The sequence below is a fragment of the Peribacillus frigoritolerans genome, from assembly GCF_001636405.1.
Lineage (GTDB): Bacteria > Bacillota > Bacilli > Bacillales > DSM-1321 > Peribacillus > Peribacillus frigoritolerans.
The window spans coordinates 1,516,987-1,530,594 of record NZ_KV440950.1; the positions used below are offsets into that span (position 1 = coordinate 1,516,987).

The following is a 13,608-nucleotide window of genomic DNA, read 5'->3' on the forward strand; positions in this document are numbered from 1 at the left end:
TATATATGATAACTACAGTTCAAACAAAAACGTATCTTAACTATATTAATGGTGAATGGGTTGCTTCCATTTCGAATGAAGTTGAAAAAAGTTTAAACCCGGCAGATAAACAGGCAATTGTCGGTTATGTACAAAAATCCACCAAGCAAGACCTGGACCTGGCAGTGGAAGCAGCGAAAAAGGCGAAAGATAAATGGCGCAAACTAGCTGGTTCAGAGCGCGGGGAGTATCTATATAAAGCAGCGCAGATTCTTGAAAAGCGAATTGATGAAATCGCAGAATGTGCAACACGGGAAATGGGAAAGACATTTGCTGAAACAAAAGGGGAAACGGCACGCGGTATTGCGATCCTGAAATACTATGCAGGAGAAGGAATGCGTAAGGTGGGGGATGTCATTCCATCCACCGACAGTTCAGCACTTATGTTCACGACACGCGTTCCGCTTGGTGTAGTCGGCGTCATTACACCTTGGAATTTCCCGATCGCCATCCCAATCTGGAAGATGGCTCCTGCCCTCGTATATGGGAATACGATTGTGGTGAAGCCAGCCACCGAGACGGCCATCACCTGTGCGAAAATCATGGAGTGTTTTGAAGAAGCCGGTTTCCCGGCGGGTGTTGTCAATATGGTTACAGGTCCGGGCAGTGTCATCGGGCAGGGCATCGCCGATCACGAAGATGTAAACGGGATTACCTTTACCGGCTCAAACGGCGTTGGAAAAAGGATCGGACAAGCGGCGTTAGCACGCGGAGCGAAATACCAGCTTGAAATGGGCGGGAAAAACCCGGTGATCGTTGCAGCGGATGCGGATCTTAACCTGGCTGTAGAAGCAGTCATTACAGGTGCGTTCCGTTCAACGGGGCAAAAATGTACCGCGACAAGCCGTGTCATCGTTGCAGCTGAAGTATATGAAGAGTTCAAGCAGCTGCTGGTGAAAGAAACGAAAGGCATTTCCATCGGGGATGGATTGGACAGCGGGACATGGATGGGACCATGTGCCAGCGAAAGTCAATTGAATACGGTTCTTTCCTATATCGAAAAAGGAGTGGAAGAAGGTGCTGCACTTCTAATTGGCGGGAAGCGTGCTGAAGAAGGCCCTCAGGCAAATGGCTTTTATGTAGAACCTACGATTTTTGATAATTGCACGTCAGATATGACAATTGTACAGGAAGAAATTTTTGGTCCGGTGATTGCCTTATTGAAAGCTGATTCAGTTGAAGAAGCCCTGCAACTTGCGAACAGCGTGGAATATGGCCTTAGTGCTTCGATTTTCACAGCCAATATCAAACATCTGCTTTCATTTGTTAATGATATGGAAGCGGGATTGATCAGGGTCAACGCCGAGAGCGCAGGCGTTGAATTACAGGCGCCATTTGGTGGCATGAAAAACTCCAGCTCCCACTCCAGGGAACAAGGAGAAGCAGCAAAAGAGTTTTTTACTTCCATTAAAACCGTGTTTGTCAAATAAGGGAAAAAAACAGTATTTTTGAAAATTACCGGCACGTGTATGTTTAGTGATGTCTGTTTGCTTTTTTAGAATGAAGGAGTGGTGAAGTGGATACGAAAACGCAACTGACGGAGGTACCGCTTTATATTAAGGTGAATGGGACCGACAATGTCGCCATCGTTGTTAATACGGGGGGCTTGGATCAAGGAACCGTATTCCCTTGTGGGCTTGAATTGAAAGAAAGAGTGCCACAAGGCCACAAGGTGGCTTTAATGGACATAGTCGAAAATGAAGCCATCATACGCTATGGGGAAGTTATCGGTTATGCGGCTAAATCAATCAGTAAGGGATGTTGGATTGACGAATCACTGGTGATACTTCCGTCTTCTCCGGATTTAAAGGAATTGCCGGTAGCAAATGATATTCCGAAAACTTTACCCCCGCTTGAAGGGTATACATTCCAAGGGTTCCGCAATGAAGATGGCAGTGTTGGAACCAAGAACATATTGGGCATTACAACAAGCGTCCAATGTGTAGTGGGCGTGCTGGATTTCGTCGTGAACCGGATAAAAAAAGAGCTACTCCCGAAGTATCCCAATGTTGATGATGTTTTCGCCATAAATCACAACTATGGATGCGGAGTCGCTATCAATGCACCGGAAGCGGTCATTCCCATTCGCACGATACAGAACCTTGCGAAACACCCGAATTTCGGCGGGGAAGCCTTGGTAGTTGGATTGGGGTGTGAAAAACTGTCTCCAATGAGAATAAATCCAAGCGGGGACGATTCAGATATCATTTCACTTCAGGATCAGCAGGGATTTGCGGGGATGGTCCAATCCATTATGGAAATGGCCGAGGAACGTTTAATCAAGTTGAACCGCCGGCAGCGGGAGACATTTCCGGTTTCCGAATTAGTCATCGGCACCCAGTGCGGTGGAAGTGATGCATTCTCTGGTGTCACAGCTAACCCTGCCGTAGGATATGCCACAGATCTGTTAGTCAGGGCAGGGGCAACCGTTCTATTTTCTGAAGTCACAGAAGTACGGGATGCGATTCATCTATTAACGCCTCGTGCAGTGAATGAAGAAGTGGGGAGAGCTTTAATAAAGGAAATGGATTGGTATGATAACTATCTTGCATTGGGTGATGCCGACCGAAGTGCCAATCCGTCGCCTGGAAACAAAAAGGGCGGGTTGGCCAATGTAGTTGAAAAATCATTAGGCTCCATTGCCAAATCCGGAAGCAGCCCCATTTCAGGCGTTTTGGCTCCAGGTGAAAAAGCAACGGAAAAAGGGCTGATTTTTGCAGCTACACCAGCTAGTGACTTTGTTTGCGGAACACTGCAGCTTGCTTCAGGCATGCACCTTCAAGTTTTTTCAACTGGAAGAGGCACACCTTATAATCTCGCAATGGCTTCCGTCATCAAAGTATCTACACGAAATACATTGACCGAGCAATGGAAAGATCTGATCGATATAAATGCTGGAACGATCGCTACTGGTGAAGCAACCATAGAGGAAGTCGGGTGGGAAATATTTCACCTTATTCTGGAAGTGGCCAGCGGTAAAAAGAAAACCTGGGCAGAGCATTGGGGCCTGCATAATGATTTGGCACTGTTCAATCCTGCGCCAATTACCTAATAATGAATGAATTGAAGGACTTCCTTTTAGAGGGGGTCCTTTTCTTGTTGGTCCAAATTTTACAGTTGCATTATTTTTCCTCCAGAAAAGAGGACCGCCGGACTATTGGCAGAAGTTATTAATGAAGGAATGATTTACATCAGGGTGATACGGAAGTACATTATGAGGAGGGATACCATGGTCACATTCAGGAATGCGACGGCAAAAGACTTAAGTGAAATCGTACGGATGCTTGCGGATGATGCATTGGGGAGGGAGAGGGAGCGATATGAAAATCCGCTTCCTGAAAGCTATCTAAAAGCATTTGAATCCATTGATGCAGATGAGAATAATGAATTGATCGTTGCATGCCTTGGTGAGGAAATCATTGGGGTGCAGCAAATCACGTTCATACCTTATATTACCCATCAAGGCGGCTGGAGAGCTACGATCGAAGGAGTTCGGATGGCATCCACAGAACGGGGGAAAGGGATTGGAAGCAAGTTAATTCAATATGCGATTGACCGTGCAAAGAAGCGGGGCTGCCATCTCATTCAGCTGACGACTGATAAAAAGCGGGAAGAAGCGCTGCGGTTTTATGAACGGTTAGGATTCAAAGCCACTCATGAAGGCATGAAAATGAAGCTTTAATTCACGGTCTTTTGTCCCGATTTTTTGTGCACAACAATTCGTCTGGCATTATATGTTAAAATTATGCGTGAGATATTAATAGATGTATATAGGCTTTAAAAACTGATGAAAGGGGTGAGCTCGATGGAAAACGAAGCTTGTATTCAGAAGAGGTACGGTGTAATTAGTTTTACTTCATTCATCATTGGAATCATTTGCTTTTTTACTGTTTTTATTACACCTATCAGAATAGGGAATATCGGAAACTTGACTGGTGGTTATATCACATTTTTCCTTACGGTTTCCGGCATCGTCCTCTCTGTCATGGGAATTTTGAAGAAATCGGAGAAAAACATGATTTCCATCATCTCATTGGTTTTCTCCTCATCATTCTTTATATTTTGGGTAATCATCATCACTTTGTTGTTAACGGGTGAAATGGAATGGCCACGCAGAATAATAAGATAAAGGGATTGAATCAGGATGGTGGATATAGTTCTGATTAAAAGGGGATTATTCAATGATAAGAGGTTTATATGAAGCACATTTACCGGTTAGTAATTTGAATCGTTCCATTGAATTCTATGAAGGGCTTGGTTTGCAGTTGGATCATAAGGTTGAAGACAACCTGGCTTTTCTATGGATTGATAAGGATAAAAGTTGGCTGGGGCTTTGGGAAACGGAAAAAGTAGAGGTTGAGTATCATCCCTCCCTACGGCATATCGCTTTTCAAGTATCATTGGCAGATCTAAAGAGCTCAGTCGCATGGCTTGAAGATAGAGGCTATGCGCCAAGAGAGGCTTTTGGATTTTTACCAGTTGAACCTTTCGTGATGCCTCACGGGGAATATGCCCACGCTAAAATTCACTTTAATGATCCTGACGGAAACAGTTTGGAGTTTGATTAGTAAACTAGTGAATCCAAAAAAAATCAAGAATCGTATGTATTTAAGTGAATGGGAACAGCTAAATGAATGCAGAAGTGAAAATAGTAAATGACAGATGAACGAAAATTTTAAGAATAATAATCATTCAAATATGCTTTATGTCAGAACAGAATGGAGAATCATAGAGTGAATGTCAAAGCGGAATTATATTGGAATGAATATTGGCAAGGGAAAGATGAAAAACCCCAGTCAGTCAGTGCATGGCAATTCGGGGCAGATCCCGATCATTTGGCTCAGTTAGTGATGGATGGGATAAAAACGGCTACATGCTCTGGGCATGTTTTTTACGGAGAGGAAAATGAACCATTACCATCCGTGGGTGATTACAGCATTATCTTAAGCAGTGAGGATTTGCCCTTAGCCATCATACAAACAGTGAAAGTCGAAGTATTGCCCATGAATGAAGTGAGTGAAGAGTTTGCGATTGCAGAAGGGGAAGGAGATCGTACCTATACTTACTGGTGGGATGCCCATGAGAAATTTTTTAAAGAAGAACTGGACAAAATCGGGCACACCTTTAAAGAGGATATGCTGCTGGTGTGTGAGCGTTTTGAGTTGATACATGTAAAGTGAGTGTGGACGGCTCGGTCGGAGAGAGCAATAAGTGTTTTTGTTCAATGATTTGCTATAATAGGTCATTGAATTAAAAAACTTATAGAAAGATAGGTATTTGCATGAAAAAGAAACTGATATTCATTGGCTTGGGAATCCTGGTTGTTTTCCTGCTGTTGCTTGGTACGTATAAATTAATGAATTCGAGAACCTATCAGGTGTTCGGTGGATTAACGGATAATGTCGAGACGAATGAAAAAGTGGTCGCTTTGACTTTTGATGATGGCCCATCGAAGAATGTAAATGAGATTCTGCCGTTGTTGGCTAAATACGATGTGAAAGCTACATTCTTCCTGATCGGTAACGAAATCGAAAAGTACCCGGAGGAAGCTGGGAAAATAGCGGAAGCGGGACATCAGATTGGGAATCATACGTATTCGCACAGGCGGATGGTGTTCAAATCGCCTTCTTATATCAAGGAGGAAATCGAGAAAACGGATAAATTGATTCAGAACGCCGGATATGAGGGTGAAATTGATGTCCGGCCTCCAAACGGGAAAAAAATCATAGGTTTGCCTTATTATTTAAATAAAAATGATAGAGAGACCATTACCTGGGATCTGGAACCAGATAGCTATTACACTACCGCTTCTGACAAAGTGAAGTATGTGAAGGAAAATATAAAACCAGGTTCGATCATCCTGATGCATCCGATGTATGATGATACGGGTAAAGAGCTTCAAGCGATTGAAGGGATCTTACGAGAGTTAACGAACGAAGGGTATACGTTTGTGACGGTCAATGAACTTCAGGAAATGTAGTTTTTGGTCCAGAGGATTTTCGAAGAATCGGGTTGCTGCGGCAGCCTTTTTTTATTTGATATAAAGAATAGTACAAAACATGGGCTGCATATTGTTTCTTAACGGAAGGTTGTTGTTAGGGCTTGGATTCGCATGAATTTTTCCTTAGTGGAAATAAAGCTATTAAAATGGGGCTGGTTACTTGTATCGGAATAAAAACACCGCTCTGATCATGATTTTGTGTTTCCTGTTATTCCTATTTCTTGTGGTGCTCATTTTTCGCCACATCACGGTATACTTCGTGTATAGCTCGGGCATCGGCCCGTTATTACTTATCGGGATAATGGTTTTGGCTATCGTTATGCTTTTTATCAGAGGGTATAAATAATCGCGTTTCTTCATTTTTTAGGTTTGTGCATTTTGAACGTTGATTTCCACTCAAGGTACTCGCTTTCCGCGGGCGTTCCGCCCTCGGCGCCTTTGCGCCTGCGGGGTCTCCCCTGGACACGTTTTTCCCGCAGGAGTCTCGTACCTTACGTTCCAATCAACTTTGTTTTGAAATTTAGAAACCCCTTTTGTCTAAAAACTGGAGGCTGCTGTGCAGCCTTTTTTTATATGGAAAAAGTTCTCCGCATCGATAGACATAAAAAAATATAAAAATCAATAAAAAATTAACACTCCAACATTAGTAATATATGGTAAGATTTGAAATGGAATTATTTTCTTATAAATTTTATTCAGGGGTGATTAGTGCGTGGAGTTTTTTACTAAGTGGTCGTTTAAGAACAAGGCTGCCGTTTCATTGGTAACCATATTTATTTTGATGATAGGAGTTGTCAGTTATTTTAAACTGCCGATGGAATTTTTACCATCTGCCGATAATCCACAAGTTACGATTATCACAATGGGGCAGGGCACCGATTCGAAAACGATGGAAGCACAAGTTACAGATCCGATTGAAAGGGCAGTTACGGGCGTTAAAGGAAAGAGTTCCATATACTCCACCACTGGAGATGGTTTTTCTAAAGTAGATCTATTCTTTGAAGCCGGATCGGATATGAAACAAGCGAAACTTGATGTTCAGGAAGCATTAGGCAGTGTAGCATTGCCGCAGAGCATGGCAAAGCCTACTGTTACACAGTTAAATACGTCAATGATTCCCATTTCATTTGTATCAGTTACTTTTAAGGATGGGTTAACAGCTGAAAATATAGACTTTGCCAAGAAAGAATTGGAGCCTTTGTATAAAGATATTAAAGGGGTTTCGGATGTCCAGACATTCGGGGTTTCGCAATCCATTCTTTCAGTCAAAGTGGATAATGAAGAATTGGCTAAAAAGAAAGTCTCCATTCAAGATGTCATGAGCGTCCTTAACGGTCAGAATGCAGCTCTGGCCGTAGGCGAAAAAGTGATTGATGGGAAGGCAAGTAACATCAAGGTTATCGGTGATTTAACAAGTATTGAAAAATTAGAAGCGCTGAAGGTGACTCCGAATGTCGCACTTGGAGAGATAGCAAATGTTGAAGAAGCGAATGATGGCAACCTCATCAGTCGTTTTAATGGAAAGGAAAGCATTGATTTAAGCATTATCAAGGACAGTCAATCAAATGCTGTCACAATCAGTAAAGAGGTTGAAAAAGTAGCGAAAGAAATTAATGAAAAGTATAGTGACCAGAAATCGACCATTTATTTATCTACAGCTGATATGGTGGAGACGTCCGTTCAGACGATGATAAAAGAAGTTCTGTTGGGTGCGCTATTCGCTACGATTGTAATCATGGTCTTTTTACGGAATGTACGATCTACATTCATTACAATCGTATCCATACCGCTATCTCTTGGCTTTACGTTATTTTTGCTGTCATTGTCGGGAGTGACGCTGAATATTTTGACGCTGGGCGGTGTAGCTGTAGCGATCGGGCGCTTGGTGGACGATAGTATTGTCGTTATTGAAAACATTTTCCGGAAAATGCAGCAGGAGAAGATTTCAGTCGAATTGGTGATGGATGCAACGAAAGAGGTGGGAGTGGCAATCACAGCTTCAACCCTTACGACTGTTGCCGTTTTCTTGCCGGTTGCTTTATTGAATGGAGGGCTTCAGGAGTTTCTTCTTCCTTTTGCTTTGACTGTCACTTATTCTTTGCTGGCTTCATTAATTGTGGCATTGACGGTTGTTCCGTTAATGAGCGCAGGATTGCTGAAAAGGACGGAGCTGCCAAAACATCGACCGGCCAAGCGTTTTACGAAGCTGGTTACTTGGTCACTAAACCATAAATGGGTTGTCCTGATTGTTGCGATGCTGTTGTTTGTCGGTTCCATTGGTACATATTTTGCCATGCCAAAAGGGGCGATTGATAATTCTTCAGCAGACTATGTCTCCGTGACATTAACTTATCCAAATGATCAGCCCTATGAGAAAGTAAAGGAAAAAGCGATTGAACTCGAAGAAACGATGCAGGGTATGAGTGAAGTGGATAATATTTTCATGCAATTAGGAAACTCGCCCGAGACAGCACAATATGGAGAAGTCGCATCACCTACAGAAGCGATTTTCGGCATCCTGGTAAAGGATAAAGCAAATGTAGATGCAATCCTGAAAAAAATGGAAAAGGAACAAGAAAACTATCCTGATGCGAAGCTTACGGCCCAAGCCTCTTCCTTTATGATGGGAGCATCAAAGACGAACATTACGATAGATGTGATCGGCAGTAATGCAGAAGATTTGGAACGTACGGCCAATAATGTCAAAGAAAGAATTCAGGATATTAAAGGAATCGAAGAGGTTACAACGAACCAGGATGAAAAGAAAACCATTTATTCATTCACGGTAGATCCGGCTAAAGGCAATACAGAACAAATCGGCCAACAATTGGGTATCATGCTTAATAAAACGCCTATCGGCCATATAATTTTACAGGATAAGCAAACTCCTGTCGTCCTTGAACCAATCTTGGATCCTAAAAAACCAGAGGATTTAAAAAGCATTCCGATCATGACCGACGGGGGTCTAGCCCCAGTGTCAAAAGTTGCTTCTTTAAAGAGCGAAGAGAGCGCAACAACGCAGTTCCATAAAGATGGAGAAACATATCTCCAATTAACGGCAACGGTCGATCCAACTAAGCTGTCCGATATTGCAAGCAAAATAAATCTTGAGATATTTGGAGATAAAGAGAATAAAGGCCTTAGTATTCCGGATGATGTAGAGATTTTAGTCGGCGGAGCCAGTGCTCAGCAGACAGATGATTTTTCCGATTTATTCCTTACGATGTTAATATCGATCGGCATTGTCTTTTTAATCATGGTTATAACCTTTAAATCGATCAGAGCACCGATTGCCATTCTATTTTCCTTGCCATTCGCTGCCATTGGAGCAGTATTAGGATTGGTTATCAGCCGAATTCCAGTTGATATTACAGCACTGCTAGGTGCTCTCATGTTAATAGGAATTGTTGTGACAAACGCGATTGTGCTTTTGGATCGAGTCAAACAAAACGAAGAAAAAATGATCATCCGTGATGCGATCGTCGAAGCGACAGCCACAAGATTCCGTCCAATCATAATGACGGCTGTAGCAACGATTTGTGCCATGCTGCCGCTTTTATATAAAAAGGCGGAAACAGGAAGCTTGGTTTCACAAAGCTTGGCGATCGTTGTCATTGGCGGGCTAGCTGTTTCCACACTGCTCACACTGATCGTCATTCCATGTATATACGAATTGCTGTACTATAAAAAATCGAAAAAACAGAGAAGGAAAAAGAGAGAACCCGTTAACGAACAAATCGAGATGTAAGGAAGTGTTAATAAAAAAGTTTGTAGAGAAAAGCAAATTTTTCTTTACAAACTTTTTTTATTTAAAATAATGGTTGACTTTCCTCTAACCTGTAACTAAAATGATTACAGCAGGTAGTGAACAATCGCAGGAAGCAATCGACTGTACAGTTACTGAATGCCATGTAATTATATTGATTTTTTTTGCTCTGTATTGTAACTATTTTGGTTACAAGTTTAACTGATATTGAAAAGTGAGGGAATATATGATGACAGTGAAAATTAAAGCATATTCTGATTTTATTTGTCCATTTTGTTTTTTAGGTAAAGGGCCTTTGGACGAAATCGTGAAGGAAAAGGATGTAGAAGTGGAATGGATGCCATTTGAATTGCGTCCGAGTCCATATACGAAAATTGATCCATGGAAGGAACCCGATAAGTTGAATTCATGGGATTCTTACATTCTTCCTGTTGCGAAAAAGCTAGGGGTTGATATGCGTTTACCCCGTGTCTCCCCGCATCCATATACACATCTGGCATTCGAAGGCTGCCATTTTGCAAAGGAGCACGGAAAAGGGAACGAATTCCACAACAGAGTATTTACCGCGTTTTTTCAAGAGGAACAAAATATTGAAGATATTGAAGTATTGACAAAATTAGCGGGTGAAGTTGAGCTTCCTATAGATGCCTTTAGAGAAGCGTTAGTGTCCCGAAAGTATCGGGAAGTGCACCAGCAAGCACTCAAACATGCTTATGAAGAAGCAGATATCAGGGCTGTCCCGACGTTCATTATTGGTGATGAAGTCATTCAAGGACTAGCCAGCAAAGAAAGGCTAGCGCAAGTCATTGAGAAGGAAGAAGCAAAAAATAAACGGGATGAATTTGATGGCTTGCAATGTGATGGCAAGGTGAACTGCTAAAAGCCTTTTATTAAATAAAATGAAATGAAACATAAAATTGGAGGACTCAAAATGTCAGCAACTACAACTAATGTAAAAGAAGCAATCATCAATCGCCGTTCCATCCGTAAGGTGAAAAAGAACGATGATATTTCGAAGGAAAGAATCAATGAATTGTTAAAAATCGCTTTACATGCACCAACTTCATTTAATATGCAAAGCGGACGAGTGGTGGTGGTGATGGATGACCAGCATGAAAGGTTCTGGGATATTGTAAAAGAAACACTTCGTTCCCGTGTCCCGGAAGAGAGCTTTGCGGCTACTGTGGAACGACTGCAAGGATTTCGTGATGGAGTGGGAACCATTCTATTCTTTGAAAATCAAGAAACGATAGAACAAATGCAAGAAAAAGCCCCCTCCTATATAGAACAGTTTCCATATTGGTCCCATCAAGGAAGTGCTATGCTGCAGTATGCAATATGGATGACTTTAACAGCGGAAGGCATAGGGGCATCTTTACAGCATTATAATCCGATCATTGATGAAGAAGTGATGAAAACTTGGGATCTTCCAGGCAAATGGTCGTTGATAGCTCAAATGCCATTTGGTGAGCCGAATGAACAACCAGGAGAAAAAACGTTCTTACCTTTCGAAGAAATTGTAAAATTTTATTAATTATAAGATTAAAGATTTAGGATAATAGATTATTAGATTAATCGAAAGCCCGTTTACTCTATGAGTAAAAAGGGCTCTTTTTTTCGAGGAATGAGTTTGAACGTCCCAGCAGCATTACAAACAAGGAAAATGAAGCTGAAATATACGTTCCTAATATTCATCAGCATATAATAACGGAGGTAAATAATTGACAATGAGAATCATTTTCATTTATAGTGAAGTGTGTAATGAAATTAATTCTCAATTAGGAAGGTGATATAGATGAAGGTATTCATTGGTTATGTCAGTTTATCCGGTAATACCGAGAAAATGGCTATAAACATAAAGAATAGAATGAAGGCTGTCGGCTGTGAAGTATATATGGAAAGATTGGATACTGTTGAAGTTGATGCTTTAAAGGACTTTGATTTGGCCTTTATTGGTTTATATACATGGAATCTTGAAGATGTACCGTATGAAGCAAACGAGTTTTATGAAGAAATTGACCAAGTGGACTTTGCTGGAGTGAAAGTTGCGCTCTTTGGTGCCGGCGACCTGACTCATTCGAAGCCCTGCGCCGCGATAGATATCCTTTCGGATAAAATGAAGCGATTTGGATTTGATGTATATGATCGAGTATTGAAACTACACCAAGAAAGCAGTACATACGAACAATGGAGGAAATGCGAAGACTTTGCAGAGCATGCCCTTATATGGGGAAGCAATAGGAAAAAGTGGAGATTCTCCATGTGGGATCGGATGCTAGGCAGCCCCAAATACCAAAAGTCTGTATTTTTGTTAAGGAGGGTCCTTGATGATTACCCAATCAAGTGCAAAGGGAGAAGCAAAAAAAGAAGAACTTATACAAGAACTTCTGAAATTCGGGATTTTTAAAAAATATAATAAACAACTATACGAGCTTCCGATCGTAGTTTTACAGAAGGAATTCAATCAATTGAGAGGTGAATTAAAAAATGTCTAGAAGAAGGAAATCTTATACTCAACTGCTAAAAGAAAACCGCGAGCTTCTGTTGCATGACAAAATCGAAGTGGAACGCATCTATACAAAAATCGATCAGAAAGCCATCAATGAAAAAAAGGGCAGTAAGCAAGTACAATCATGATTGGTCAAAAAATTTGAACGTTGCCTCCAGTCACTAGCTTGCGCCTATGGGGTCAAAGCTTGGATACGCTTTCCCCGCTGAAATCTCGAACACCCTTTACAATTAACTTTGTTTAAAAAGATAGAAATCAATTTGTCCACAGTTTTTTTTTTGGCGGTGTAAAATTTAGATTTCCACTTCAGGCACTCGCTTTCCGCGGGCGGTCAGGGAGCCTCCTCGGCGCGCCTGCGGGGTCTCCCTTGCCACGCTTTTCCCGCAGGAGTCTCGAACACCCGCTCCAGTCAACTTTGAGTTTTAAAAGAAAAAACTGCTGGCTCGTCTTATTCCAAACCCTATTTAAGACTAGTTTATCCTTCATATTTTTTTCCTGTCATCCTTAATGGATGGAAGAAATATGCGACACTCCTGCCGAAAAACTGGCTAGTCGAGACCCCGGAAACGCTTGCGTCTGGGAGGCTTGGCAGGCAGTCGAAAGGGAGCGGATTTCTGAAATCAACTGGCATGTCTGTTAGAAAAAAACTGCATGTAAAACTCTATAGTCTGAACCGAAATCCTTTTGTAGATTTCGGTTTTTTCTTTTGGTTCTGTTATTGAACGATGTTGATTATATTCAACAAAAGAAGGAGGTATTTTCCGGTTGGTTGCCGAATAAAAATCCTTTAGGTAAAACTTAGGGGGAGTGCAAATTGAAAAATGTAATAGATGGAATCAATCATTGGATAGGCTTCATACCTGAAGAGTTCAACCGGATGACAGAAAAAGAATTAAATCATCGGCCAATGCCACACAAATGGTCCAAAAAAGAGATTTTAGGACATCTATGCGATTCTGCATTGAACAATATGAATAGGTTCATCAAGATGCAGTACGAAGAACACCCATATGTTATACAATCATATAATCAAGACCAATGGGTATTAGTCCAGAATTACCAAGAGCGACCATTGGATGAGATCGTTAACCTTTTTTGTGCTTTAAATAAGCAAATCATTCATATAATAACGAATACACCAAATGATAGATTATCTAATCTTTGTGATATAGGAAATAATCAACTAAAATCATTGGAGTGGCTAATAAAAGACTATCTCGAACATATGGAACATCATATTAACAATCAAATCCTAATTAAAAAAGAGTGACCTATATAGGTCACTCTTTTTTA

The 13,608-nt window shown here is 41.4% G+C and carries 13 protein-coding genes and 1 pseudogene; all 14 read left to right on the top strand.

What is annotated here, in order from left to right; all coding sequences use genetic code 11:
• Positions 1-5 precede the first annotated feature (5 nt).
• The 14 genes and pseudogenes from gucD (at position 6) to A6755_RS07495 (ending at position 13,585) form a co-directional block, all read left to right on the top strand.
• A complete protein-coding gene (gene gucD / locus A6755_RS07435) occupies positions 6-1,469 on the top strand; it encodes an alpha-ketoglutaric semialdehyde dehydrogenase GucD (RefSeq protein ID WP_063590289.1) in 1,464 nt (487 codons plus the stop codon).
• Between the two features lie 86 nt (positions 1,470-1,555).
• Positions 1,556-3,091: a galactarate dehydratase gene (gene garD / locus A6755_RS07440; protein WP_063590290.1), complete on the top strand. Its 1,536-nt coding sequence runs from the start codon at positions 1,556-1,558 to the stop codon at positions 3,089-3,091.
• Positions 3,092-3,268: 177 nt separating this feature from the next.
• Positions 3,269-3,721 carry a GNAT family N-acetyltransferase gene (locus tag A6755_RS07445; RefSeq protein WP_063590291.1) on the top strand — a complete coding sequence of 151 codons (453 nt, stop codon included), beginning with the start codon at positions 3,269-3,271 and terminating at the stop codon, positions 3,719-3,721.
• A 123-nt stretch (positions 3,722-3,844) separates the two neighbouring features.
• Positions 3,845-4,168, top strand: coding sequence for a hypothetical protein (locus A6755_RS07450; protein WP_063590292.1), 324 nt, complete (start codon positions 3,845-3,847; stop codon positions 4,166-4,168).
• Between the two features lie 52 nt (positions 4,169-4,220).
• Positions 4,221-4,698 (top strand): annotated as a pseudogene (locus A6755_RS07455) (VOC family protein).
• Positions 4,699-4,772: 74 nt separating this feature from the next.
• Positions 4,773-5,219, top strand: coding sequence for an ASCH domain-containing protein (locus tag A6755_RS07460; protein ID WP_244889648.1), 447 nt, complete (start codon positions 4,773-4,775; stop codon positions 5,217-5,219).
• A gap of 101 nt (positions 5,220-5,320) precedes the next feature.
• Positions 5,321-6,019 (top strand): polysaccharide deacetylase family protein, encoded by a 699-nt coding sequence (locus tag A6755_RS07465; RefSeq protein WP_063590294.1) that lies wholly within the window; start codon positions 5,321-5,323, stop codon positions 6,017-6,019.
• A gap of 733 nt (positions 6,020-6,752) precedes the next feature.
• On the top strand, positions 6,753-9,788 hold the full coding sequence (locus A6755_RS07470) for an efflux RND transporter permease subunit (protein WP_063590295.1): 3,036 nt from the start codon (positions 6,753-6,755) through the stop codon (positions 9,786-9,788).
• A 247-nt stretch (positions 9,789-10,035) separates the two neighbouring features.
• Positions 10,036-10,686: a DsbA family oxidoreductase gene (locus tag A6755_RS07475; protein WP_063592484.1), complete on the top strand. Its 651-nt coding sequence runs from the start codon at positions 10,036-10,038 to the stop codon at positions 10,684-10,686.
• Positions 10,687-10,737: 51 nt separating this feature from the next.
• Positions 10,738-11,340, top strand: coding sequence for a nitroreductase family protein (locus A6755_RS07480; protein WP_063590296.1), 603 nt, complete (start codon positions 10,738-10,740; stop codon positions 11,338-11,340).
• A gap of 261 nt (positions 11,341-11,601) precedes the next feature.
• Positions 11,602-12,213, top strand: coding sequence for a flavodoxin domain-containing protein (locus A6755_RS07485; RefSeq protein WP_063590297.1), 612 nt, complete (start codon positions 11,602-11,604; stop codon positions 12,211-12,213).
• Positions 12,134-12,301 (top strand): Fur-regulated basic protein FbpA, encoded by a 168-nt coding sequence (locus A6755_RS25930; protein WP_084737527.1) that lies wholly within the window; start codon positions 12,134-12,136, stop codon positions 12,299-12,301. The genes A6755_RS07485 and A6755_RS25930 overlap by 80 nt, the downstream gene beginning before the upstream one ends.
• On the top strand, positions 12,294-12,443 hold the full coding sequence (locus A6755_RS26580) for an FbpB family small basic protein (protein WP_095679135.1): 150 nt from the start codon (positions 12,294-12,296) through the stop codon (positions 12,441-12,443). Before A6755_RS25930 ends, A6755_RS26580 begins: the two co-directional genes overlap by 8 nt.
• Before the next feature lie 686 nt (positions 12,444-13,129).
• On the top strand, positions 13,130-13,585 hold the full coding sequence (locus A6755_RS07495) for a DinB family protein (protein WP_063590299.1): 456 nt from the start codon (positions 13,130-13,132) through the stop codon (positions 13,583-13,585).
• Positions 13,586-13,608: the final 23 nt, after the last annotated feature.